This window comes from Kitasatospora sp. NPDC048296, assembly GCF_043201815.1.
Taxonomy (GTDB): Bacteria; Actinomycetota; Actinomycetes; order Streptomycetales; family Streptomycetaceae; genus Kitasatospora.
The window spans coordinates 43,070-67,349 of sequence record NZ_JBICZB010000042.1 but is presented as its reverse complement, the minus strand read 5'-3'; the positions used below and the strand labels follow the sequence as shown (position 1 = coordinate 67,349).

The 24,280-nt window shown below is 72.0% G+C and carries 21 protein-coding genes and 1 pseudogene; 9 read left to right on the top strand and 13 right to left on the bottom strand.

The features are described from left to right. Positions 1-108: 108 nt before the first annotated feature. Genes ACGF12_RS23900 through ACGF12_RS23890 form a run of 3 tightly spaced genes read right to left on the bottom strand, consistent with a single transcriptional unit; the run spans position 109 to position 6,536 of the window. The gene (locus ACGF12_RS23900) at positions 109-1,074 is read right to left on the bottom strand and encodes a 2-hydroxyacid dehydrogenase (RefSeq protein WP_393033547.1); all 966 of its coding nucleotides are present in this window, start codon (positions 1,072-1,074) and stop codon (positions 109-111) included. A 30-nt stretch (positions 1,075-1,104) separates the two neighbouring features. Then, complete coding sequence (gene fxsT, locus ACGF12_RS23895; protein ID WP_393033544.1) at positions 1,105-5,100, bottom strand: FxSxx-COOH system tetratricopeptide repeat protein; 3,996 nt, start codon at positions 5,098-5,100, stop codon at positions 1,105-1,107. Further along, positions 5,097-6,536 carry a TIR-like protein FxsC gene (locus ACGF12_RS23890; protein WP_393033541.1) on the bottom strand — a complete coding sequence of 480 codons (1,440 nt, stop codon included), beginning with the start codon at positions 6,534-6,536 and terminating at the stop codon, positions 5,097-5,099. Before ACGF12_RS23890 ends, fxsT (ACGF12_RS23895) begins: the two co-directional genes overlap by 4 nt. 198 nt (positions 6,537-6,734) lie before the next feature. Between ACGF12_RS23890 and ACGF12_RS23885 the strand changes: the two genes are divergently transcribed. Further along, a complete protein-coding gene (locus tag ACGF12_RS23885; RefSeq protein WP_393033538.1) occupies positions 6,735-6,932 on the top strand; it encodes a DUF397 domain-containing protein in 198 nt (65 codons plus the stop codon). 4 nt (positions 6,933-6,936) lie between these two features. Here ACGF12_RS23885 and ACGF12_RS23880 read toward each other — a convergent pair whose 3' ends face one another. Further along, the gene (locus tag ACGF12_RS23880) at positions 6,937-7,866 is read right to left on the bottom strand and encodes a helix-turn-helix transcriptional regulator (protein WP_393033535.1); all 930 of its coding nucleotides are present in this window, start codon (positions 7,864-7,866) and stop codon (positions 6,937-6,939) included. Between the two features lie 64 nt (positions 7,867-7,930). Between ACGF12_RS23880 and ACGF12_RS23875 the strand changes: the two genes are divergently transcribed. Both ACGF12_RS23875 and ACGF12_RS23870 read left to right on the top strand, forming a co-directional pair. Further along, the gene (locus tag ACGF12_RS23875; protein ID WP_393033532.1) at positions 7,931-8,410 is read left to right on the top strand and encodes a hypothetical protein; all 480 of its coding nucleotides are present in this window, start codon (positions 7,931-7,933) and stop codon (positions 8,408-8,410) included. Further along, positions 8,407-8,964 (top strand): NIPSNAP family protein, encoded by a 558-nt coding sequence (locus tag ACGF12_RS23870; protein ID WP_393033529.1) that lies wholly within the window; start codon positions 8,407-8,409, stop codon positions 8,962-8,964. The genes ACGF12_RS23875 and ACGF12_RS23870 overlap by 4 nt, the downstream gene beginning before the upstream one ends. 20 nt (positions 8,965-8,984) lie before the next feature. Here the strand turns inward: ACGF12_RS23870 and ACGF12_RS23865 are convergent, their stop codons facing one another. The 3 genes from ACGF12_RS23865 to ACGF12_RS23855 form a co-directional block, all read right to left on the bottom strand. Further along, the gene (locus ACGF12_RS23865; RefSeq protein WP_393033526.1) at positions 8,985-9,512 is read right to left on the bottom strand and encodes a hypothetical protein; all 528 of its coding nucleotides are present in this window, start codon (positions 9,510-9,512) and stop codon (positions 8,985-8,987) included. A 103-nt stretch (positions 9,513-9,615) separates the two neighbouring features. After that, the gene (locus tag ACGF12_RS23860; protein ID WP_393033523.1) at positions 9,616-9,867 is read right to left on the bottom strand and encodes a hypothetical protein; all 252 of its coding nucleotides are present in this window, start codon (positions 9,865-9,867) and stop codon (positions 9,616-9,618) included. Continuing rightward, positions 9,864-10,235 (bottom strand): ATP-binding protein, encoded by a 372-nt coding sequence (locus ACGF12_RS23855; RefSeq protein ID WP_393033520.1) that lies wholly within the window; start codon positions 10,233-10,235, stop codon positions 9,864-9,866. The genes ACGF12_RS23860 and ACGF12_RS23855 overlap by 4 nt, the downstream gene beginning before the upstream one ends. Before the next feature lie 141 nt (positions 10,236-10,376). Between ACGF12_RS23855 and ACGF12_RS23850 the strand changes: the two genes are divergently transcribed. The 6 genes and pseudogenes from ACGF12_RS23850 to ACGF12_RS23825 all read left to right on the top strand — a co-directional run bounded on the left by ACGF12_RS23850 (position 10,377) and on the right by ACGF12_RS23825 (position 14,233). Continuing rightward, a complete protein-coding gene (locus tag ACGF12_RS23850; protein WP_393033517.1) occupies positions 10,377-11,246 on the top strand; it encodes a helix-turn-helix domain-containing protein in 870 nt (289 codons plus the stop codon). A gap of 2 nt (positions 11,247-11,248) precedes the next feature. Beyond that, positions 11,249-11,443: a DUF397 domain-containing protein gene (locus ACGF12_RS23845; RefSeq protein ID WP_393033514.1), complete on the top strand. Its 195-nt coding sequence runs from the start codon at positions 11,249-11,251 to the stop codon at positions 11,441-11,443. An 82-nt stretch (positions 11,444-11,525) separates the two neighbouring features. Continuing rightward, complete coding sequence (locus ACGF12_RS23840) at positions 11,526-12,089, top strand: GNAT family N-acetyltransferase (RefSeq protein WP_393033511.1); 564 nt, start codon at positions 11,526-11,528, stop codon at positions 12,087-12,089. A gap of 79 nt (positions 12,090-12,168) precedes the next feature. Continuing rightward, positions 12,169-12,591 (top strand): annotated as a pseudogene (locus ACGF12_RS23835) (DUF3574 domain-containing protein); the annotation flags it as partial. Positions 12,592-12,706: 115 nt separating this feature from the next. Beyond that, positions 12,707-13,348, top strand: a complete 642-nt coding sequence (locus ACGF12_RS23830; protein WP_393033566.1) for a hypothetical protein — start codon at positions 12,707-12,709, stop codon at positions 13,346-13,348. A gap of 375 nt (positions 13,349-13,723) precedes the next feature. Further along, positions 13,724-14,233 (top strand): hypothetical protein, encoded by a 510-nt coding sequence (locus ACGF12_RS23825; RefSeq protein ID WP_393033508.1) that lies wholly within the window; start codon positions 13,724-13,726, stop codon positions 14,231-14,233. 84 nt (positions 14,234-14,317) lie between these two features. Here the strand turns inward: ACGF12_RS23825 and ACGF12_RS23820 are convergent, their stop codons facing one another. The 6 genes from ACGF12_RS23820 to pdxH all read right to left on the bottom strand — a co-directional run bounded on the left by ACGF12_RS23820 (position 14,318) and on the right by pdxH (position 23,973). After that, entirely contained in the window at positions 14,318-15,094 is a 777-nt protein-coding gene (locus ACGF12_RS23820) for an aminoglycoside N(3)-acetyltransferase (protein ID WP_393033505.1), read from the bottom strand. Positions 15,095-15,115: 21 nt separating this feature from the next. Continuing rightward, positions 15,116-17,500 carry an FxsB family cyclophane-forming radical SAM/SPASM peptide maturase gene (locus ACGF12_RS23815; RefSeq protein WP_393033502.1) on the bottom strand — a complete coding sequence of 795 codons (2,385 nt, stop codon included), beginning with the start codon at positions 17,498-17,500 and terminating at the stop codon, positions 15,116-15,118. Between the two features lie 40 nt (positions 17,501-17,540). Further along, complete coding sequence (locus tag ACGF12_RS23810; protein WP_393033499.1) at positions 17,541-17,723, bottom strand: hypothetical protein; 183 nt, start codon at positions 17,721-17,723, stop codon at positions 17,541-17,543. Positions 17,724-17,948: 225 nt separating this feature from the next. Next, positions 17,949-21,845 (bottom strand): FxSxx-COOH system tetratricopeptide repeat protein, encoded by a 3,897-nt coding sequence (fxsT, locus tag ACGF12_RS23805; RefSeq protein ID WP_393033496.1) that lies wholly within the window; start codon positions 21,843-21,845, stop codon positions 17,949-17,951. Beyond that, positions 21,842-23,230: a TIR-like protein FxsC gene (locus tag ACGF12_RS23800; protein WP_393033493.1), complete on the bottom strand. Its 1,389-nt coding sequence runs from the start codon at positions 23,228-23,230 to the stop codon at positions 21,842-21,844. Before ACGF12_RS23800 ends, fxsT (ACGF12_RS23805) begins: the two co-directional genes overlap by 4 nt. A gap of 110 nt (positions 23,231-23,340) precedes the next feature. Next, positions 23,341-23,973, bottom strand: coding sequence for a pyridoxamine 5'-phosphate oxidase (pdxH, locus tag ACGF12_RS23795; protein WP_393033563.1), 633 nt, complete (start codon positions 23,971-23,973; stop codon positions 23,341-23,343). Between the last annotated feature and the right edge of the window lie 307 nt (positions 23,974-24,280).

Sequence of the window (24,280 nt, the reverse complement as noted above, 5' to 3'; positions counted from 1 at the left end):
TCGAACAGCCCATCCCCATCGCGCATACCGTGATCATTCCGCACGAATGATCACGAGACGCACGCGGGTTGCCGGTTACTGAGACACGCTCCTAGGACCAGGGCTTGGCTAGGCCTTCACCGGGGTCAAGGGTTCGCCCCCGCCCAGTACGGCCACGATGTTGTCCACCGCGAGGCCGCCCATCGCCTGCCGGGTGCGGACGGTGGCGCTGCCCAGGTGCGGGGCCAGCACCGCGCGCTCCTGGGCGAGCAGGGCGGCCGGGACGTCCGGCTCGTGCTCGAAGTTGTCGACGGCGGCGGCGAACAGCGCCCCGGACTCCAGCGCGGCGGCGAGGGCCTCCTCGTCCACCACGCCGGCGGTCATGCTGACCACCACCGCGCCGCGCGGCAGCATCGCCAGCCGGCGGGCGTCCAGCAGGTGCCGGGTCTCCTCGGTGCACGGGCAGGTGACGACCAGCACGGTGGAGGTGGCGAGCAGCTCCTCCAGCGGCTTCCACTCGGCGCCCTCGGCCTGCTCCGGCGGCAGTTCGCGGCGGTTGTGGTAGCTCACCGGCATGTCGAAGGCGCGGGCCCGGCGGGCCACCGCCTGCCCGATCCGGCCCATGCCGAGCATGCCCAGCGGGGTGCCTGCCAGCTCCAGGCCGAGCAGGAAGTTCGGCCCCCAGGTCCAGGGGGTGCCCGAGCGCAGCAGGCGCTCGCCCTCGCCGAGCCGGCGGGTGGCGGCCAGCAGCAGCGCCCAGGTCGTCTCGGCGGTGGCGGTGGTGAGCACCCCGGGGGTGTTGGTGACGTGCACGCCGCGCTCGGCGCAGGCGGCCAGGTCGATGTTGTGGAAGCCCACCGCGTGATTGGCGACGATCTCCAGCTGAGGGCCCGCCGCCTCCAGGAACTCCGCGTCCACCCGGTCGTTCAGGGTGGTGAGCACGGCCCGGCGGCCGCGGACGGCGTCGAGCAGCTCGGCCCGGTCCATCTGCACGTCGGTGTCGCGGAAGGTGACGGCGTACCGGGCGGTGAGCCGTTCGATGACGCCGGGCGCGAGACGCCGGGTGACCAGGACCGGGGGCGGGGTGTCACTCATGGTTCGGCAGCGTACCCCGCCCCCTCCTGGTCACACCGGCTGCGGCTCCAGGTCGCGGTTGATCCGCTTCCAGCCGCGCGCCGACACCGTGTTGGGGTGCTCCTCGCCGAGCTGCCGGATCAGCTCGGCGATCGCCCGGGCGCGCCGCTCAGCGGCCTCGGTGTGCCGGCCAGCCGCCCGCAGGGTGATCGCCAGGTTGGCCTCGCAGGCCACCGCGTCCGGGTGCTGCGGCGAGTAGCGCTCGCACAGGCCCTGGTAGGCGGCCCGGCCGAGCTCCTCGGCGAGCTCTATCCGCCCGTCGTCGCCGTAGGCGTTGGCCAGGTTGATCACCGCGTTGAGGGTGTACGGGTGCTCCGCCCCGACCGAGCGGGTCAGCCCCTCGACGGTGAGCCGGCCGCGCTCGATGGCGCCGAGGACGTCGCCGCTGCCGCGCAGGTAGATACCCAGGTTGTTGGCGCAGGCCAGGGTGAACGGGTGCTCGTCGCCGAACAGCCGGCGGTGGCCCTCGAACACGGTGGAGCAGAGGTCCCGGGCGGCCTCCTTGTCGCCGGAGGCGCTGTGGTCGGCGGCCAGGTTGAGCGCGCAGGCCAGCGCGTCGGGCGCGTCGGCGCCGTAGCGCTCCAGGTAGCGCTCGTAGGTCTCCTTGGTGATCCGGCGGGCCTCGGCGAGCTGGCCGATCCGGCGCAGCGAGACCGCCAGCGACTTGGCGTTGCGCAGGTTCTCGGGCAGGTCCGGGTCGAGCACGTCGCCGAGGTCCGAGGTGACCTCCTGGAGCAGGTCCACCGAGCCGCGGTAGTCGCCGAGTTCGCGCAGGTCGCGGGCCAGGTTGGACTTGGTGGACAGGGTGTAGGGGTGCCTGGGGCCGAGCACGGCGGTGCGCCGGTCCAGGGTCTCCTGGTCGAGTTCGCGGGCGGCCTCGCTGTTGCCGACCAGCCGGTAGTCGATCGCCAGGTTGTTCGCCATGGAGAGCGTGCGCGGGTTGTCGTCGCCGAACAACTCCCGGAACTGCTCCAGGATCTCCTGGTCCAGGTCCAGTGCGGCCTGGAACCGGCCGAGCGCCCTGCGGTCGGCGCCGAGCGAGCCGGCCGTCATCAGGGTGTACGGGTGGTGCTCGCCGAGCAGCGCCCGCTGGCGCTCCAGGGTGGCTTCGTCCAGGGCCAGCGCCTCGGCGTAATTGCCTTGGGAGCGCAGCACGTTGGCGAGCTGAAAGCGCAGCAGCAGGGTCTGCCGGTCGTCCTCGCCGAGCTTGCCGGTCCACTCCGCGTCCAGCGCGTGGCCGAGGTCGCGGGCGCGGTCCAGCTCACCGCGCTTCCACAGGTAGCGGACCCGGTCGATGAGCAGCTGACGGGTGTCCGCCTCGTCGCAGTTGTGCGCCTTGGACGGCGACAGGTGCGGCCAGATCTCGTCGAAGGCGGGCCAGTTGGCCGGGTCGTCGGTGTCGCCGAGGACGGGCCGGGCGCCGGTGAGGATGCGGTGCACCTCGTGGACGGCGATCTCCTGCTCGTCGTCGCTCATCCCGGCCCGGATCACCGCCTGGACGAGCCGGTGCACCTGGAAACTGTTGCTGCCGGCGTCGACCTTGGCCAGCGCGTACCGGCCGATCGCCTGGATCACCTTGCCCAGCATGAACTTGTCGCTGAGGTCGGCGTCGAACTTCACCAGCGCACGGATCATCTGGTCGCTGTAGAAGAGGTTCATCGAGATCGGCTCGGGTGCGAAGAAGGCGCACAGCTGCAGCAGCCGCACCGCCGCCGGGGACTGCTGGCGCAGCCGTCCGATCGAGACGTTCCAGGTCGCGGCGACCGGGGTCGGGTAGTCGGTGGGGTGGTCGACGGCGAGGGCGCGGGCGGCCTCGGCGTGCAGCTGGGCGACGTAGGTCTCCACCGGGGTGCCGGTGGTGTCCAGCCAGGCGGCGGCCACCTCGACGGCCAGCGGCAGGTCGCCGACGGCCTCGGCGACCCGGTCGGCGTCCGCCCGGGAGAGGCTGCGGGCGCGCCGGCACAGGTGCTCGACGCTCTCGCCGCGGGTGAAGACGTCCACCTCCAGCGCCTCGGCGTGCCCGGTCCAGGCCTGGTTGCGGGAGGTGACCAGGATGTGGCCGGAGCCGCCGGGGAAGAACCGGCGGATCTCGGCGGGCTCGTCGGCGTTGTCGAAGATCAGCAGCCAGCGCGAGGTGGGCACGCCGCGGCGCAGCGCCTCCCGGGCGGCCTCGGCGGCCTCGGTGACCGAGTCGCCGACCCGCAGGCCCAGCCGGCGGGCGAGTTCGGCCAGCGCCGGGGCGACCAGCTCGGTCTGCTCGGCGTCGATCCACCACACCAGGTCGTAGTCGGACATGAAGCGGTGGGCGTACTCCAGCGCCACCTGGGTCTTGCCGACGCCGCCGAGCCCGTACAGGGTCTGCGGGGTGGGCAGTACGGCCGCCATGCCGCCGCGCAGCTGGTTGCGCAGTTGCTCCAGGACGGCGGCGCGGCCGGTGAAGGAGGGGTTGCGCGGCGGGACGTCCCACACCGAGGGCTTGCTGCCGGGGAAGCGCGGCCCGCCGCTGGGGGCGTCGTCGAGCGCGACGTCGCCGCGGCCGAGCGCCCGCAGCAGGCTCTGGATCGACTGCGTCTCGTCGCGGCCGACCAGGTCCACCGGGTTGCGGTTGCTGAACGGCGCGGTGAGCCGGACGTCGCCGACCCGGACGGGCAGCAGCTGGCGCCGGGTGCCGGAGGGGTCGGAGCTGACCACCGACTCCCACAGCGCCCGCGCCTGCGGGGAGCGCTGGTAGGCGGGCGAGAGCACGGCGACCGTGCGGTAGGCGGAGTCGATGCCCCGCTCGGTCTCCTCGCGCGGGTCGGTGCCGGCGCTGAGGTCCCGCGGCAGCACCCGGAAGCCGGCCCTGGTCAGGATCGACTCGATCCAGTCCGCCCACATCCGGTCCTCGGGCACGTAGGACAGGTAGAGGTCGGCGGGGACGGACGGGCGGCGGCGGGTGAAGGCGTCCACGTAGCGCAGCCGCACCTCCTCGTCCATCGACGGCAGGCCGCTGACCCGCCCCTCGGTGATCATGGAGGTGAGCCGCTCGCAGGCGGCCAGCATCGAGGTGGGGGTGCCGGTCTGGTCGCCGAAGGTGGCGAGGATCTCCTCGTAGGCGTAGAACGGCCGGTACGGGATCTCCACCGAGCCCCAGTACTGGGCGAGTTCGTCGCCGCCCAGACCGGACGGCAGGCCGTCGAAGCGGACCCGGGCGAGGGCGCGGCCGGCGTCCGCCTTCTCCTTCTCGCCCTCGTCGATGCGCATCGGGACGGGCAGGATGCGGATGCCGCGCTCGCGGTAGCGGTCGTGGATGTGCTGGGCGATCCGGGAGGCGCCGTCGATGGACTGGTCGCTGAGGGTGAAGCAGACCACCAGGTCGTCGGGCATCTGCACGGTGCAGATCTCGGCGATGTCGGACAGGCCGGTGCGGGAGTCGATCAGCACGTAGTCGTAGCGCTTGGCCATGTCGGCCTTCAGGGCGTCGAAGAACTGCCCGCCGTCGAAGCGGTCGTAGAAGATGTCCCAGTCGAGGTGGGTGACGGCCTCGGAGTAGTCCCGGTTGAACTGGCCGGCGGAGAGGAAGTCCAGGCTGCCGCCGGACGGGAAGTGCGGCCAGGAGAGCGAGAGCGCGTGCGGGTGCACCCGCGCGAAGTCCAGGTGCCAGCCCTCGGCGTGCTCGACCGGGCGCAGCGCCTCCTCGCGGTACTCGGCGATCAGGTCCATCATCCCGGTGGTGCCGGCCAGGGAGGCCGGGTCGAGGAAGGGATGGAAGAACTTGGCCAGGCCGGGCGCCTCCAGGTCCCAGTCCACGGTGAGTACGCGGAATCCGTTGGCCGCCAGGATCCAGGCGGTGTTGGCGAGGGCCATGGTGCGGCCGGTGCCGCCCTTGTACGAATAGAAGGTGATGATCCGGCCGTTGCGGTCCTGCCCGGCCGCCTCGCGCTGGGCGGCGAGTTCGGCGGCGGTGAGACCGCCGAGGCGGAGGTTCCTGGTGCGGTTCTCGCTCATCGTGGTCCTCCCAAGGGCGCCATCCCGTCATCGGGGTCATCGCCGTTGTCACGGTCGGTGCGGTCGTTGCGGTCGGGGTCGTGCGGGTCCGGGCCGAAGGAGTCGACGCGGTGCCCGCCTTCTTCGAAGCCGTTCGGGCCGTTCGGGCCGTTCGGGCCGTTCGGGCCGTTCGATCCGTGCGGACTCGGCCCGCGCCGGAAGGCCTCCCGCAGACTCGGCCGGGGCGCCGGTGGCTCCTCCGGCTCGGCTCTGGTGCGGCCCTCGAAGGCGTACTTGGCCTTCATCGCCGCCCGGGGCAGCGCGTCGTCGAAGTCCTCCAGGGTGTTCAGCCCGGTCGGGCCGGTCACCCCGAGGAAGCTGGGGCGGCCGGCGCGCCGGGTCTTGCGCAGGGTCTGGTCGGACAACCCGCTGAACTCGCCGTCCCGTTCGAGGCACTCCCGGTCGTCGGTGTTCCACGGCTCCAGCACGCTCACCCAGGTGGCGTCGGAGCGGTCGAAACGGCGGACCAGTTCACGGCGGCGCGGGTCGCGCAGCGCCCACCGGTCCAGCAGCAGTAGTCCGGGGGCCTCGGCGTTGCCCTCGATGATGGACTCGACCTCGTCGTCGAACTCGTGCACGGTCGGCTGGAACCCCAACTGCCGGGCCAGGCGCACGGCGTGCTGCGCGATGGGTGATCCGGCCGGGCGGTAGGGGTGCCAGTCGGTGCGCCGGGCGCCGTAGAAGTCGGGGTTGCGGTCCTGCGGCAACTCGCCCTGGTGGTAGGTGAGTACGGAGATCCGCAGCTGCTTGGTCGGGGCGGACACGTCGAACGCGCTGGGCAGCCCGTTGAATTCCAGCCGCCGCCCGACCGGGATCACCGTCTCCTCCGCCACCTGCACGATCCGCGCCGCCAGTCGGTGCACGGCCAGCTCGTAGGCGGCGCGGAAGTAGCTGAGCTTCATCAGCGCGTACAGGCCCTCGGTGGCGTAGTCGGGCCCGAAACTCGCGTGGTTGAACTGCAGTTCACTGGCCACCCCGGGCAGCCGGTAGCGGCTCATCGGCGCCCACAGCACCGGGACGATGCCGCTGGTGCGCTCCGCGTCGATGGTCGCCGGATAGACCGGACGACGGGTGAAGGCGTGCCACTCCTGGCCGCACGGCACGCTGTTGAAGTACCGGGGCGAGTACAGCGGTACGAACACCCGGCAGGTCGCCAACTCCTCCGACAGCCGGTCGGCCCACAACTCGCCCTGGTGCATGGACTCGTCCATGAACCCGACCGGCACCCCGGCCGGGACGGTGGTGAGTTGCAGCACCGCCTCGCACAGGTCCCGGTACAGCTGCCTGACCCAGTGGTTCGGGTCACCGGCTCCGCGCGCACCGGACTTGGGGGTGTGCGCATAGGAGAGGAAGAAGTACGGCCGGGCGTCGTCCTCGTCCCAGCCACGGTCAGTCACACGTGCCTCCCCCGGGCCCGTCGGCAACCTGGTTCCCGCAGCCCCCGTGCGGCGGGGTCTCAGTGTAGGAACGACTGACACCCCAATGGAATAGCACAACGACCCGCACGAATTGACATGACCGAAACGATGCCGCTGCGCCGCTCCCTGAGCAGTACCCTCGTTTCGGCCATCGCGAAACGATCAGGGGAGGCACCCGTGGAACAGCTCAACTGGCAGCGGTCGAGCTTCAGCGGCACCAACACCAACTGCCTCGAAATCGCCTCCGAGGGCGAGTTCGTCTACATCCGCGAGTCCGACAACCCCACCCACATCGTCACCACCACCCGCACCAAGCTCAACGCCTGGATCCTGGGCGCCAAGGACGGCGAGTTCGACCACTTCGTCGACCTCTGAGCTCTCACCGCCGGTAGCGGACGGCCAGTCTCCGGGCCGTCTCGGCGATGCGGTCGCGGAGTTCGGCCGGTTCGAGGACCTCGACGTCGGCACCGAGGCGCAGGAACTCCCCGTGGGCGTGGTCGATGGATTCGATGGGCACCCGGGCCTCCGTCCAGCCGCCGCTCGCGGGTACCACCCCGAGTCGGCGGGCGCCCTCCGGGGTGAGGCGCACCAGTGCCTCCCCGGTGTGCAGCCGGGCGCGGAAGCCGTCCAGGTAGGCCTGCCAGTAGGCGGCCAGCCCGAAACCGTCCGGAACGGCGAATTCCTCGGCCAGTTCCCGCAGTTCGATCACCTGGTCGACCCGGTAGGTGCGTATCCCGGACGGCCCGCCGGCGACCAGGTACCAGCGGCCCGCCTTGAGCACCAGCCCGTACGGCTCCACCCGCCGCTCGATCTCCTCCGGTGCCCGCCACCGCCGGTACCGCAGCACCACCGCCCGCCGAGCCCACACCGCCGAGGCGACCGCGGCCAGGTGCGGGGTCTCGTCCGCCTCGCCGTACCAGCCGGGGGCGTCGAGCAGGAAGCGCTCCTGGATCCGCCCGGCGTGCTCGCGCAGCTCGGCCGGGAGAGCGGCCCGCAGCTTGAGCTGGGCGGTGGCGAGCGCCTCGCCCAGGCCGAGTTCGGCGGCCGTGCCCGGGAGCGCGGCGAGGAAGGCGGCCTGCGCCTCATCGACCGTCAGCCCGGTGAGGCGGGTCCGGTAGCCGTCGACCAGCCGGTAGCCGCCCGCGTGCCCGGCCTCGCCGTACAGCGGGATCCCGGCGCCTGCGAGCGCCTCGACGTCCCGGTAGACCGTACGGACGGACACCTCCAGCTCCACGGCCAGCTGCCGGGCGGTCATCCGGCCCCGGTTCTGCAGCAGCAGGAGCAGGTTGACCAGTCGGCTCGCACGCATGCCGCCCAGTATCCCGATATCCACTGACAGTGGATGTCAGTGGAGCGCCCCTAGCCTCCACCCCATGAACGACTTCGACTTCCTGCACGGCTCCTGGGACGTGGCCAACCGCCGCCTCACCGCACCGCTCACCGGCGGCGGCACCTGGGAGGAGTTCCCCGGCCACTCGGTCATCCGGCCCCTGTTCGGGGGTGCGGGCAACATCGACGAGATCGTCTTCCCCACCCTCGACCGCCGGGGCGTGACCCTGCGACTGTTCGACCGCGCTACGGAGCAGTGGTCGATCCACTGGTCCGACAGCCGGACGGGACGGCTCGACCCCCCGGTGACAGGCGGATTCACCGGCGACCGCGGCGACTTCTACGGCGATGACACCCTCGACGGCCGCCCGATCCGGGTGCACTTCACCTGGTACCGCCTCGGCCCGGACACGGCCCGCTGGGAGCAGGAGTTCTCGGCCGACGAGGGCCGGACCTGGGAACACAACTGGACCATGGACTTCACCCGCACCGGTCCGGCCTTCAGCGGGCTGGGCGGCGCATGAGCCTCGTCGTCGAGCTGCGCCAGTACACCCTGCACCAAGGCGCCCGGGAGACCCTGATCGAGCTCTTCGAGCGCGAGTTCGTGACCGGCCAGCAGGCGGTGGGCATCACCGTCGGCGGCCGGTTCCGCGACCTCGACCACCCGGACCGCTTCGTCTGGCTGCGCGCCTTCCCCTCCATGCCCGAGCGCCGCCGCGCACTGGAGGCCTTCTACGGCGGCCCGGTCTGGCGGGAGCACCGCGACGCGGCCAACGCCACCATGGTCGACAGCGACGACGTCCTGCTGCTGCGCGGGCCCGGCTTCCTGCCGTCGGCAGGGGCCCGCGAGGTGCTCGCCACCGTCTGCCACCCCGACACCTCCGAGCCGGCCGGCTTCGACGCCTACTCCGCCCGGCACCTGGGCCCCGAGCACGCACTGCACCGCACCGAGCACGCCGAGAACGACTTCCCCCGACTCCCCGTCCGCACCGGCGAGGACGTCCGCGTCTGGTTCGGCCCGGTCGAGGCGCCACCCTGGCCGTACCAACGGCTCCGGTTGGAGCCCGTGACGCCGTAACCACCGCGCTTCCATGGACGTCAGGGGCCGACGAGCTCCGCGAGCTCGTCGGCCGACTCGGGGGTCAGCCGGTAGAACCCCTGGAGGCTGACGAAGCGTTCGAGGCGGCCGTCCACCACGTACTTCAGCCCGCGGGTCTGGTTCCGGCGGTTGCGCCAGGTGAGCCGCCCGAGGAGATCGCCCGGTATCGGGCGGTCGAAGCGGACGGGCGTGGCGTCCACGTGGACGGCCTCGGCGCCGCAGCCGCCGGCGCCGAGCATCCGCCAGCCGTCGTGCCCGGGGAACGCGGGGTCCTGCCAGGTCTCCGGCTCGGCGCCGCAGCAGTCGCCGCGTTCCAGGTCGACGATACGCATCCGGCTCACCACGAACACCTCACACCGGTTGACGTGCAGCGCGTACACCTCGTCCCCGGCGCGGGCGCCCGACCATGTGGGCAGTGACTGGTGCACCCCGCTGTAGGCGACGGGCGGCCGCTGACCCACGCGGCCTTCCTTGCGGAGAGCTCGGCAGGTGTCCTGGGTCCACAGCACGGTGTAGGCATCTGGCATGCCGCTGAGCATAGGGACGGGTACCGACACCCGGCGCGGGCCCCGCTTCGACGGACGGGGCCGCGTGCCATGGTTGGCGCCTACCCCCGGTTTGGGCGCCCGATCACGCTCGACCCCGATGCCGCTTGAACTCGCGCAGCAGCGCGAGGAGGTTGATCACGGTGCTGGCCGGAACGTTGCCGAGGTTGACGAGGACCCGGCCGTTCAGGATGGTCTCGCCCGGCTTCGCGGACGGCCAGAGAAGGCCGAACTCGCGCCCCTCGGCGCGGAGTTCCACAATCAGCTCGGTGATCTGCGGGCTGGTGAGGTGGTGGATCGCCGGGTCGGCCGGGTGGATGGGGTGCAGGGCGTTCACGCGACGACGCCGTCCAGCTCGAACCAGACCCGCTTGCCCAGCTTCTGCGGCTCAACGCCCCACCGGTGGGCGAGGCCAGCCACCAGCTGGAGGCCCCGGCCCGACTCGGCGAGCGAGTCGGGCCTCATCTGTTCGGGCAGCTCGGAGCTACGGTCCGCGACAGTGACACGGAGGGTGCCGCCGCCGACGGCGATCAGGACGACGGGAGAGGCCGTCCGCCCGTGCCGCCAGGCGTTCACGATCAGCTCCACCAGGGCGAGTTCGGCGTCCGCGATCGCCGAGCGCGCGTACCCGGCGCGCTCCATGCTGTCGCGCAACGCCTCGCGGGCGACGGTGAGGGAGGGGGAGTTGAGGTTGGGGTCACACATGGGGAATCTCCCAGCGATGTAGTGACGATCCGTCTGATCGACGGTGAGACTGAAATATAGGCAAATTCACCTCAACTCTGCAACACTCTCCGCGCATGCACCTACACTGTGCGTAGACATGGATCGCGGGAAGGTATGCCCATGGGGTTCAGGACTGGGATCAGCGAACGACAGCGCCGCTTTGGCGAGGAACTCCGCCGCGCTCGAGACGCCGCGGGCATCTCAGCCTTGGAGATCGGCGAGGCCCTGGGCGTGAAGGGTCCAAACATCAGCCACACCGAAGCTGGCAGGCTTGGCCTCAACCTTGAGCGATTGAATGCTTGGCTCGACATCTGCAAGGTCACGGACCCCGAGTACCGAGCTGGTCTCGTCGCCATGAGCGAGAGCTCGGGGAAAGGCTGGTGGACCGAGTTCAAGCATCACACGACGCGCAGCGCGCTCGATCTGGCCGAAGCGGAGATGCGCGCGACCACCTTGGATACCTACGAATCTCTCCTGATCCCAGGACTCCTGCAGACCAAGGCCTACAGCGAGGTCATTCAGGGGTACAACGAGAAGATGGTCGAGTTCCGCCATGAGCGCTGCAGGGTACTGACAGGCAACAACGCACCGCCGTACCGTGCTGTGATCCACGAGGCGGCCCTGCACATGATGTACGGAGGGCCGGCGGTCATGCGGGACCAGCTGAACCATCTGATCGAGATGAGCAGACTGCCGAACGTGACGATTCAGATCCTCCCGTTCGACTGCACTACGTACGCTTCGAACGACAGCTCCTTCCTCCTCATCCGGGCAGCGCACGCCCGGCTTGACACCGTTCTACTCGACCACCCACATGGCGGCGACTTCATCGGCGATCCTGAGGTCGTGACAACATTTGATCGGAAGTTCGACCGACTCAGGGGCTTGGCACTACCTCCCCTGTCAGCCGCAACGTCCGAGTCATCACCAGCCCAGCGCGACTCACTGGGATTGCTCCAGCACGTCCGCTACAAGGTCCAGGGAAGATAGCCATGCACCAGCTCAACTGGCAGAAGTCCAGCTTCAGCAACGACCAGACCAACTGTGTCGAAATCGCTTCTTCCGGTGAGCTGGTCTACATCCGCGAGTCCGACGACCCCACCACCATCGTCACCACCACCCGCGCCAAGCTCAACGCCTGGATCAACGGCGCCAAGGCCGGCGAGTTCGACCACTTCGTCGCCTGACCTCCTCCCTGTGCCCCGGCCCGCCGCCGGGGCACGGGGATATCCGGTGGCAGGCCCGGCGGCGGGCAGCAAAGATCACGCCATGCACGCCTTCTTCCTTCAGACCGAGCGGCTCGTGCTGCGCCCGTTCACCGAAGCCGACACTGATCACCTCTTCGCGCTGGACAACGACCCCGAGGTCATGCGCTTCATCAACGGCGGCGAGCCGACCAACCGGGAGACGGTCGAGACGAAGGTCCTGCCGCGCCTGCTCCACGACCACCCCTGCTTCGGCACCCGTGGCTTCTGGGCCGCCGAGGAGAAGGCCACCGGGACCTTCCTCGGCTGGTTCGAGTTCCGCCCCCTCGACGAGCACAGCCCCGCCGTCGTGGAGCTCGGATACCGGCTGAACCAGTCGTCCTGGGGCAAGGGCTACGCCACCGAGGGGTCGCGGGAGCTGATCGACAAGGGCTTCACCGACCTCGGAGTGGAGCGGGTCACCGCGAACACCATGGCCGTCAACACCCGCTCCCGGCGCGTGATGGAGAAGTCCGGCCTGTCGTTCCTCCGGAACTTCACCGGCGACTGGCCGGACGCGATCCCCGGCTCCGAGCACGGCGAGGTCGAGTACGAGCTCACCCGGTCCGACTGGCAGCGGCGCCCGTAGCCGTCACCCGCCGGACGGCCTTCGCCCGTGCGACTGAACCGGTGCATCGCCCGACCAGGTCGGCGCCGTTGAGCAGGCCATGGAGACCAGGACCTGGGCCGGGCTGCTCGCCGGCACCGCCGTGCTGGTGACGGGTGCGGCTCTCGCCCCCGTCGCCGGCGCGGCCGGTACGCCGCCCGCGCCGCACGATCCGTACACCCGTACCGAGCCGTTCTTCGGCACCGAGCGGCTCGACGGCGGTCCCGCCGCCACGGACCAGGAGTTCCAGGACTTCGTCGACTCGGTGGTCACTCCACGCTTCCCCGCCGGTCTCACCGTCGAGCAGGCGCGCGGCCAGTACCGGGACACTCACGGCGCCATCGAGCACGAACGGTCCTACCTGGTCATGCTGTTGTACCCGACTCCCAAGGCGAAGCCGGCGGGCGCCGCCGTCGAGGAGATCCGCCGCGCCTACGACCAGCGCTTCCAACAGGAGTCCGTGGGCCGGGTGGACGAGCCGGTCGAGGCGTCGTTCCAGCGCAGACCCGTCGGATCTCCTTGCCCCGGCCCGCGAGGGCAGCCAACGCTGCCCTCGCGGGCCTTCCCTTGCTCGTGTCCCAACGATGACCCTTGTGGGCGTGCGCGACTACGACAGGAAGCCCGAGCCCAAGACCCGGCCACAGCTGCGCAGATGCCCCGAGGCCACTACAACCCGCGTCCGGGACACACCCATGACGCCGGCCGCGGCTGCCGCCCTCCAACGAACCGTGGGCAACACCGCGGTGGGCCACGCGCTCCAGCGTGCCAGGGGCAGGAAGAAGACGCTCGGAGCCCAGATGGACAAGGTCGCCGCGCAGAAGCCCTCGACGAAGTTCGCCTCGGCGACCCCGCTGAGGCCGAGGAGCGGCAAGGGCGGGAAGAAGCGTGACGAGGAGCCGATCACGGCGACCAGCGGTTACGAAACCTTCTCGCGGGGTCAGCGGGGCACCCAGGAGGCCAAGGAAGTCTCCGAAACGGCCCAGGAGTCCGCCGTCGGCAAGGGGTGGCGGCCGCCATGGGCGGACATCGAGCGACAGGAGGGCTGGCCGCCGCACAACTGCGCGGAGGCACACCTCTACATGAAGATGGTCACCAAGGGGCTCAACCCCAAGTTCTACCTGCTCAGGACCGTCGATGTGAACGAGAGGGTCGCGCCGCCCTGCAAGAACTGCGCCCAGTGGGTGGAGAAGGCCTTCGGCGCCGTCGTCGGCGGGAACCGCGACTACAAGCCCGGCCACTGAACCTCGGACTCGAAGCAACACCGCCGCTTCGACGATGCCGAAGCGGCGACGGGCAACCGGGTGAGGCCCGAGGTCAGCAGAACACATTTCCATTGCCGCAGCTCAGAGTCGATAAATCATTGCAACGGAACTGTCGGAAATGCAACGACACCCATCCCGCACGTTGCAATGGATTGAGAGTGAACGCTATGGCGGCGTCGCCGGGGCGCACGAACAGGCCGACCAGCCGGGAGAAGGTCGGGTTGGTCCGATCGGTCGGACCTGCCGGTGGGTCGCGCCAGGACGTTCCGGGCGGCGGAAGAAGCGAGGTTATGAATGCGATCGGATGACCGCTCGTCATCCGACCACCCGTGAACATCAGCCTCTGGAGCCACGATGCGCCCCATCAGAGCAGCCTGTCTCGGCACGGCCACTGCCCTGGCCACTCTTCTCGCCTGCGCCCCCGTCGCGGCCGCCGCCGGAACGGACACCGATTCCGCCCCCGCCAAGGGCAAGGACCGGACCTTCACACTCATCGGCCACCTCGCTGAGGAGACCTACTTCCCCGTCAACCCCGGCGGCGCCCCCGCCCAGGGTGATCGGGCCGTCTTCCGCTCGATCCTCTTCGACCAGGACGGCAAGCAGATCGGTGAAACCGGCGGCACCTGCGTCACCACCCGGGTCGACAACGGCGGCGCCGAGGAGTGCTCCGTGACCTACAACCTCCCGGGCGGCCAGCTCTCCTCGCAGGGGTTCGTCCTCGGGTTCCTCAACCCGGGCCCTCCCCCGTCGTTCGACAACGGGATCACCGGAGGCACCGGGGAGTTCGACCGGGCTCGCGGCCAGATCCACGCCGACACGATCGCTCCGGGTACGAGGCGCTTCACGGTCGACCTCGACCACTGACTGCCCCTGGCTCCGCCCCCGCCCAGTGAAGGCCGGCGGGGGCTTCTTCACGACACGGCGACGGGTGACCGGGGGACGGCGGGATCAGGTGTCGGTGGGGGTGCGGAGGAACCGGTCGGCGAGGTCGACGGCCTCCCGGACCGGCACGAGGCGGCAGTCGGCGGTGCCGATACGGGCGGAGGTGACGCCGGTGGCGGCGGCGAGGACGCGGGTACCGAGGTCGGCGAAGTGCAGATCGTCCAGGTCGGGGGCCTGGAAGGTGGTCCAGCCTTCGGGGGCGACGCAGCGGTACTCACGGACCTGCACACCGGGCTGGCGCAGGTCGGCGAGGTGGAAAGCGGTGAAGCGGGCCATCCCGACGCCGAGTTGCAGCACCCGGGCATCGAGGTCGTAGAGGCGGCCCAGGGGGGAATCCGGGCCAAGGTGGGACGTCAGAGGATGGTGGGCGGTGATCTCCGCGGCCAACGGGCCGACCGCCGCCCAGGAGGTCTGCGGGTGACCGCTGCGCAGGGCGCCCGGCCGGGTGCGGATCTCCTCGGACAGCGCGCCCATGGTCGGGGAGGCCGGAGTGGCGGCCGGGTCGAAGCGCGGCATCCGCTCCCGATAGGCCTCGGCCTCGGCCGGGGACAGCCCGGCGACGGCGGCCTGGTAGATCCGCGAGGTCGAGGAGTTCTCGGGCGTGGCGGTGTAGGCCACCAACGTCCCCTCCGTGCCCAGGACTTCGAGCAGGGCGTCGACCACACCGCCCGCCCCGCCCTCGACCGGCCCGAGCGTTCGCAGCGACGCCTGGACGTGCAGCACCATGCCCGGACGGACACCCAGCCGGGCGAACCGATCGGCGAGGACGGCGGCAGACAGCACAGCAGCTCCTTCGAATCCGGATCAGGCTCCGGCAAGCGGGAGTTGACCACGTTCCCGGCGCGCCCGCTCGGCGCCCCGCTCCGCCTCCGCCGGCAGCGGCACCGCGAGCCACGGGGAGACACTTTCCCGCATCCCGTCCGCGAAACGCCGACCGAGCGCGGTCAGCGTCCCCGACTCGGCCAGGCGCTCGACCGCCTCCGCCGTGTACCGCCGCCAGAGCGCGAACTGCGCCCGCGCCCGGTCGGCGGCCTCGCCCGGCAGCCCGTCGTACGCGGCCGACCGGGTGCCCCAGTACTCGGTCACCGCCAGGTGCGCGTACGTCCCCTGGAGCAGCCCCTCCAGCGGGCGCGGATCGGGCCGCCAGGGGGCGAAGTACAGTCGGTCGTCGGCCCGGTCGTACAGATCGAACAGGTCCAGCACCGCGCCCAGCTTCACGTGCTGGAACTCGTGCGCGAGCAGCAGCGCCAGCGTCGGCGCCGTCGCGGGCCGGGCGATGCCCACCGCGCCGTACGCCTGCCGGGCCGCCGAGCTGACGTCCCGGCCCTGAGGCCCGGGCCGCAACGGCGTCACCGTCGCCAGCCCCGCCCGGATGCCCTCCGCGTACCTGGGCAGGTCCCGCCCGAGCAGCTCCCAGGACTCCCGCAACGCACCCGTCCAGCCCAGCAGTTCGCCGTCCGACAGCCGCTCGGCGCAGGCGTGGTCGTGGCTGTCCCGCAGCGGGTCGACGTCCTCCAGCGCGACCGTCCAGCCGCCCGCCAGGCGGACCCGCCGCAGCGGCTGGTCCAGCGCCGTGAACACCGACCCGTCCGAGGCCCGCACCTCGAACCCGTCCGCCAGCCCGGTGACCACCGTCTCCCCGTCCGGCACCGCGATCCGCCCCAGCGTCGGCAGGTGCAGCCACCCGCCCCGCACCGGCACCGCGACCTTGTCCCCGCGCCCGGCCCGCACCGCCGCCGCGGCGGCCAGCGCCGCCAACTCCCCCAGCCCGACCGACAGATCCCCAGCCAGCCGCCGCGCCGCCCACGCCCGCGCGTACGGATGCGCCAGCACCGCGTCCACGGCCGCGGGCGCCGCGCCGTCCAGCTCCGACAGCAACCCCCACGCCTCGGCCCGCCCCCGCCCGGAGGCGTCCCAGGCGGCGGCCAGCATCGCCCGGGTCAGCGAGAGTTGGGAGCGGGACAACGCCCGCACGGTCTCCTCGTCCCCGTAGCCGCGCGCGAGCTGGTCGAGCTGCCGCTCGTCGAGGGCGTCCGGCAGCACCGGTTCGCCGCTCTGTGCAGGCACCACGGGCTCGGTCCTGTCGGTCAGTTCAGTGATGAGCTTCATGAGGTCACCGCAGTAGACGGAGGGATTGTCGAAGCCGGTGTCGGCCCGGTACCGATGGGCGTACAGGCCGCCGCCGCAGCTGCGCACCACCGGGCAGGCCCGGCAGGTCGCGCTCAGCCCGGCCAGCCCGGACTGGCGGGCGACGACGCCCGGGTGCAGCGCCACCTGGTCGAGGCTGTGCGAGAAGACGTCGAGCCCGGTCTCGGGAGCGCCGTCGTAGGCGGTCTTCAAGCTGTCGGCCTGTTCGAAGCTGCCGTCCGTCTCCAGGACGACGAGGTCGGAGGGCTCCAGCCCGAGCGACTCGGTGAGGCTGCTCAGCCCGTGCAGCGTCCGGTGCACCGATTCGAAGGTACGGACGGCGAACGGGCGCCCGTCCGCCTCCCACCGCGCGTGCACTGCCAGCAGCCAGTCGCCGTAGGGGGCCTCGCCGCCGCCGGGGGTGCGCTTCGGCGGCTCCTCCCAGGTGGCGTGCGGCAGCAGGAAGTCGACGGCCGGGGGCTCCAGCTCGACCAGCGCCCGGTAGACCGCGACCGGGTCGTTCTCGATGTCGATGGTGCACAGCAGCCCGGCGAACAGGTGTCGGTACTCGGGCCTGCGCAGCAGCTCAACGGCCCGCAGCACCATCGGGTGGCTGCTGCGCCCGTCGGCGAAACGCCGGTGACGGTCGTTGGCGACCCGGTCGCCGTCCAGCGAGATGCCGACCTTCACGCCCAGCTCGGCGAAGAGTTCGCAGTAGGCGTCGGAGAGTTGGACGCCGTTGGTGTGGATGCGCAGGTCCAGTGCGCAGCCGGGCGGCAGTGCCGCCCGGAGCGCCTCGGCGGCATGGCGCAACCGGTCCGGGCCGGCGAGCAGGGGTTCTCCCCCGTGCAGGACGACCCGGACAACAGGCAGCCGGTGGGCGGCCGCGTGCTCGCTGATCCGCTCGGCGATGATGTTCAGCACTTCTTCATCGATGACCTTGGGGCGTCGCCGCCAACTGGTGTCGGCGTGCTCGTACACGTAGCAGTGATCACAGGCGAGATCACACCGGCTGTGGACCTTCACCACGAATTGGCTGAAGGGCCGGGGAGTTGGCGTCATGGTCAATCGGATTCAGCTCAGGTGACGGATGGCCGGCCGATCAGATGCAGGAGTTGAAGGCCGCGACCGGCACGCCGGCGTCAGGGAGGGCTCGTCGGATGGTCGCATAGAGCTCTTCGGCGCCGAGCTGGGCGAAATCGGCCAGTGACGGCCGATCGTCGACCCGAGACGCCTGGGTCTCCGTCAGTTCGGTGCGTGGCGTGGTGTCCAGTGCGGGTGTCATGTTCGATTCTCTTCCACGATGGGGGTTAGAGAGAAGCACCGCCGGGTATATACCTCGGCTTGGTCGCAAGGGTACTGCGGACGTGCAAGCCACGGCGCTCCCTTACACAGCCCTAACTGCCCGTTACCCCACTCATACAGCGAACTCTCGTCAAAAGTTCATCCATTCGGCGGTCGCGCGAAAGCACCTGACCGGCGCAGGGGCGCTCACCAGGTCGGACCTCGATCACACCGGTGGCGCCTCCACGAAGATGTCCGCCCGTCCGGCCGTGCCGGAGGCGCCGGCTTCACGGCCCGCCCGGCTCAGGGCCAGGTTGCCGAGCGCCGCCCGGGTGTCGGGGTGGTCCGGCCCCAGTGAGTCCGTCAGCACCGCCGCGGCCCGCTCGTCCAGTTCCCGCGCGCCGTCCGCATCACCCGCGGCCAGCAGCGAGTTGGCGTGGTTCAGCAGCGCCGCCCCGACGTACCGGTGCCGCTCCCCCAGCCGTTCCCGCAGCCCCTCCAGCACCCGCCCGGACAGCGCCACGGCCTCCTCGGTGCGGCCGTCCCGCCGCAGCAGCACCGCGAGGTTGCCGGCGGCGAGCAGGGTGGTCGGGTACTCCTCGCCCAGGTGGTCCCGGTGGTATTCGAACGCGGCCCGGGCCAGCTCGACCGCCCGCCCGGTCTCGCCCAGCTCGGCGAGGTCGGCGGCGAGGTTGCCGGCGGCGGCCGCGGTCGCCGGGTAGTCGGCGCCGTGCCGGGCCAGCAGTCGACGGTGCGCCTCCTCGTCGGCGGCCCGCGCCTCCTCGTACCGGCCGAGCCTCAGCAGGGCGCCGCCGAGGTGGCGCAGGGCCCTGAGGGTGTTGTCGTGGTCCTCGCCGTAGCGTGCTCGAAAGCGCTCGACGACGTCCGAGAGCGCTGCCCGCGCCTCCTCGTACCGGCCGGCCTCGCGCAGGGCGCGGGCCCGGTTGGTCTCGGACTGGAGGGGGTACAGGTCGTCCTCGCCGAAAGCCGCCCGTTGCCGGGCCATGGCGGTCGAGTGGCCCTCGAAGGCGCGGTCGAGGTCGCCGGACACGAAGTCGGAGACGCCCAGGTTGTTGAGACTCATCATGGTGCGCGGATGGTTCGGCCCGAGAACCCGCTCGGCGGCCTCCAGCGTCCGCCGGTCGAGCGCCTGCGCCTCGGTGTAGCGGCCAAGTTGGCGCAGGTCTGCGCCGAGGCCGCCGGCCGCGGCGAGGGTGTGGACGTGGTCGGGCCCGAGCAGTTCGGTGAGCCGCTCCCACGCCTCCCGGTCGATCCGGTACGCCTCCTGGGCCGCACCCTGGAGCCGCAGCACGTTGCCGAGCTCGACCCGCAGCAGCAGCGCCGTCAGCTCCTCCCCGCCCCAATCGGCCAGCGCCCGCCCGGCGAGCTCGCACGCCTCCTCCAGCAGCCCCCGGTGACGCAGGTAGCGCACCGACGCGGTGATCCACCGCCGCACCTCCGGGTCCGCGCTCTCCACCGCCCCGGACGGCCCCAGGTGCGGCAGCAGCGCCGCGAACCCGGGCCAGTCCTCCGCCCGGTCCGGGTTCCCGGAGCCGACCAGCGCCAGGGCTCCGTGCACGGCGGCCCGGACCGTGGGCCGGTCGGCCTCGGCCACCTGGTCGCGCAGCAGTGCCTGGACGATCCGGTGCACCGCGAGCGTCCCGCCGCCCTCGGCGTCGTAGCGGACCAGGCCGTACTGGTTGACGGTGCGCAGGATCTCCCCGATCGCCAGCCGTTCGTCCTCGCCCCGCGGGGGCCGGATCACCCCGACGGCCGGTTCGCTGTAGAACAGCTCGATCGGGATGGCATCCGGTCCGAGGAAGCCGCAGAGCTCCAGCAGTCGTGTCGCCGGGGCGTTGATCCGGCGCAGGTCGGCGCCGGCGATCCGGGCGGTGGCGGCGATGGCGGCCGGGCCGTCGCCCGGGACGGGGCGGTCGAGCACCTCGGTGAGCGCGCCGTCCAGCAGTTGCAGGTAGGTGGCGGCCGGCATCGGGGTCTCCTGGAGCCAGCGCGCGGCCTGGTCGACGGCGAGCGGGAGGTCGCCCAGCCGGTCGGCGATCGGCTCCGCCTCCTCCGGCCGGATCGCGGGGTTGAACCGCCGCAGCAGCCGCACGCTCTCCGCCCGGTCGAACACGTCGACCTCGGTGCGGCCGGAGTGCCGGGCCCAGCGCCGGTTGCGCGAGGTCACCAGCACGTGCCCGTCCACGGTCCCCGCGGGTAGCCACGGCGCGAGCCGGTCCGGGTCCTCGGCGTTGTCGAAGACCAGCAGCCAGCGTCCGTACGGCCGCCCCTGGTCCAGGTGGACCAGCAGCTCGCGGGCGACGCGCTGGACGTTCCCGTCGGCGGGCAGCCCGAGGGTGGCGGCGAGTTCGGCGAGCTGCCGCGGGACGTCGGTGGGCTCCTCGGCCCGGATCCACCAGGCGACGTCGTACCCGGCCGCGAAGCGGTGCGCGTACTCGGCGGCGGTCTGCGACTTGCCGACCCCGCCCATGCCGTACAGCACCTGCACCGGTATGGCGGCGGGCCGCCCGGTGAAGCGGTCGCGCAGCCGTTCGAGCAGGCCGCCGCGGCCGGTGAACGCGGGGTCGCGCGGCGGCAGCGAGTGCACCGCCGGACGGCCGCCGGGGAAGCGGGCGGGCGGTGCCGGCTCCTCCTCGGACTCGACCCAGCGGCCGACGCCGGGCGGCGGTCCGAGCAGCTCGAACAACCGGGACTCCGCCGATTCGGCCACGCAGTCGGCCAGTTCGACCACCGCCCGCCCGTCGAAGGGTTCCGGCAGCGGCCCGGCGGCCACCGACACCGCCGCCAGCGCGCCCTCCTCGCCGTCGCCGAACCGGCGCCACAGCTCGCCCGCCCGCGGCAGGGCCAGGTACTCGGGCGACAGCAGGGCCAGCATCCGCCCGTCCCCGTCCAGCGGTCCGTCGGCCTCCGGCAGCGCGCCGGAGGCGTCCGGCGGGACGGCGGCGCTGTGGAGCGTGGCCAGGTAGCCGAACCCGGTCAGCACCGCGGCGGCCCACTCCGCCCACATCCGGTCCCCGGGGGCGTAACTCAGGTACACCCGGCGGGACCTGGACCGTCCGGGCCGCAGGTAGGCCGCGTAGAGCCGCCGGCGGACCCGGTCCGGGACGGGCCGCAGCTCACGCACCCGGCCGTCGGTGAGCCAGTCCGCCAGCCGCTCGTACGCGCCGAGCAGGCTGCGGTGCTGCCGGGGCCGGTCGGCGACGGTGGCCGGCACCTCCTCGTAGGCGTAGAAGGGCTTGTAGGGCACCTCCACGTCCCGCCAGTAGGCGTCCGTGTGCTCGGTGCCGAGCCAGCGGTCCAGGTAGGGCGCGAAGGCCTCCCGGACGAAGTCGCGTCCGGCCGCGAGCCCGGCCCGCTCGGTCTCCTCCACCCGCATCGGCACCGGGAGCACCCGGATGTCGCGGATGTCCGCCTCGGCGATGGCGTGCGCCGCGTCGACGCCGCCCCGGATGCTCTGGGCGCTGAGGGTGAAGCAGTCGACCACGGTGTCGGGCAGCACCACGGTGCAGATGCCCGAGGTGTCGCTGACCCCGGTCCTGCTGTCGATCAGCACGTAGTCGTACGAACTGGTCCACTGCTCGCGCAGGGCCGCCAGGAACTCGGACCCGCGGATGTCGCTGCGGGTGTAGAAGCTGCGCCAGTTGAAGCTGGTGACGGCCGCCGAGTAGGTGCCGTCCTGCCGCCCGGCCGGCATCAGGTCGAGGCGGCCGCCGGCCGGCAGGTCGAGGGCGAGGCCGCACAGGTGCTCGTCGAGCCGGCCGGGTGCGCCGAGCCACTCGCGCGGTCCGAGGGCCGGTGCGTCGGCGGGGCGCGGCAGAGCCTGGTCGACGTAGCCGCGCAGCAGGTCGATCAGGCCGGGGGTCCCGCGCAGTTCGGGGTCGATCAGCAGCGGGTGGTAGTAGCGGTGCAGGCCGGGGGCTTCGAGGTCCCAGTCCACCACCAGGACGCGCAGGCCCTGGCTGGCCAGGATCCAGCCGAGGTTGGCCAGCGCCATGGTCCGGCCGGTGCCGCCCTTGAAGGAGTAGAAGGTCACGATCGAGCCGGTCGCGGGCGGGGCGGCGGCGGCCTCCACGGCCGTCGGCAGGGCCTGGTCGGCGGTCATGACTGCGGCTCTCCTCGGCTCGGCGGGTTGGTGGCGGACCGGGGTTCGGCGGCGGACCTCGGCGGGTTGACGACGGGTCTCGGTGGGGCGCTCGGCCGGGGCGGCAGTGGCCGCGGCTCCGGTCGCCCGGCCGGGATGGCCAGCCCGGGCATCGTCGGCGCCCCCGGTTCGAGTCCGAACGAGGCCCGGACGGCGTACGGGTCGCCGTCCTCGCCCTCGTCCGCCTCGTCCAGCAGCCGGTTCTGGGCGACCGTCACGGCTCGCAGGAGTTCGCTCTCGAAGCGTTCCCGGGACACCTTCACCCGGAAGAGCGGTTCCGGCCCGGAACGGTGCAACCAGTTGCGCGGGAACACCGCGCGCACCCCGCCCCACAACTGCGCGCGGGCCGGCCCCTCGGGCGGGTCGTCGGTGCCGGTGGGCACCAGGACGCCGGTGACCGGGTGGTTCTGGTCGTCGTACTCGCGCAGCGCCTGCCGGTACGGCTCCCGTCCGGCCGACCACGGGTCCACCAGCAGCACACTGACCTGGTTGTTCTCCCGGGCCCGGTCGAGGTCCCCGGCGAGTCCGGGGCCGACCTCGTCCAGGGTGGTGATGTGCCCGGCCCGGGTGATCGCCTGCTGGGCCTGGACCACCAGCGAGGGCATGGTCGGCGGGTAGTAGGGCGCCCAGTCCCAGGGCCGCGGCCCGTACCAGCCGCCCCCTCCGCCCGCTCCTGAGGCACCGTCACCACGCCCGGCCCGCCCGGCCGCCACGAACAACCGGACCAGGCCCGGCCGGGTCGGCGGCAGCTCCGTGGCGGGCACCGGGAAGCAGCCCTCCACCGTGCCCAGGTCCAGGGACGGCAGCTCGCCGAGGTACTGCCCGGCCGCCTCCCGCACCCGCTCCGCGATCACCTTGATCACCCGCAGGTAGTCCGGCCCGTAGGGATCCGCTCGTAGCAGGGCCCGCAGCCCACCGGCGGCATAGGCCTCGCCCAGGTCGTGCTGGACGTACTGGATCCGCAGCACCTCGGCCGGCAGCCCCTCGGGCAGCGGCTCCCAGAGCACCGGGATCAGTGCGGGGACCGTACGTCCGGTCAACTCCCGGTGCCGTAACACCCGTTCGTGGAAGGCGGTCCACTCCTTGCCGCAGTACGGGCTGGCGAAGTACGCCGGGGAGTACAGCGCGACCATGGCGCGGCAGCCGGCCACCGTCCCGGAGAGCTGCTGCTCCCAGTCGTCGCCGAGGCGCAGCCGCTCGGTGTCCCGGTAGCCGAGGCCGTCGGGGCCTGCGGTCGCTTCCAGTCGGGCCAGTTCGTCCTTCAGATCGCTGAAGAACTGGTCCACGAAGGAGCCACCGGCCAGGTGGTCCCGATGGGCGTAGCTGAAGAAGAAGAACGGCTCCACCGCACCCCCGTCCACAACACCCCGTGGTCAGCCGACCGGCCTACCGTACCGGGGAGTTGGCCGGAATCGGAGTGGGGCACCGAAGCGGGTGGCCGAATCCGCCCCCGCCCTCACGGGCAGAGGCGCTCCACCCGCCACCCCGTCGGGCGGGAGGGGTCGGCGGTGTAGCGGAGGCGGTCGTGCAGGCGGTTCTCGCGCCCCTGCCAGAACTCGACGCTCTCCGGGACCACCCGGTAGCCGCCCCAGAACGGCGGGACGGGGACGCCCTCGCCCTCGGGGTAGCGGCGTTCCAGTTCGGCGTAGCGCTGTTCGAGGACGTCCCGGCCGCTGACCGGGCTGGACTGCTCGCTGGCCCAGGCGCCGAGTTGGGAGCCGTGCGGGCGGGTGCGGAAGTAGGCGGCGGTCTCGTCCCGGCCGACCTTCTCGACCCGGCCCTGGACGATCACCTGGCGGGCCAGCGCGATCCACGGGAAGAGCAGCGCGGCGTGCGGGTTCGCGGCGAGTTCGGAGCCCTTGCGGGAGCCGTAGTTGGTGTAGAAGACGAAGCCGCGCGCGTCGTAGCCCTTGAGCAGGACGGTGCGCGAGCTGGGCCGCCCCTCGGCGTCGGCGGTGGAGAGCACCATGGCGTTGGGCTCCACCACCCCGGCGTCGTCCGCGTCGAGGAACCAGCGGGTGAACTGACCGATCGGCTCGGGCGCGAGCCGCTCCTCGACCAGGCCCTCGTGGGTGTAGTGCTTGCGCATCACGGTGAGGTCCGGACCGGGGCGGGGCTCGTCGGCCAGGGTCCGGCTGGCGGGGCTCAGGGGCGTCGACTGGGCGCGTTCCGGGGTCTGCACGCCAACATCATCCCGTACGACAAGCAACCGGCACCGCTACCTCAGGACAAACCCCGGCCGGAGATATGGTGACTCGCCACCGCTTGGCCGCCCGCCGTACGGGGAATTGTCCGGAACCAGGTGTTTGGTTCCGGGTCTCTCCCGGGCACGACCGACCCTCGGCGGAAGAGTCAACCGGGCCCGCGGGCAACATCACCATGGTGGTGTATGGCGC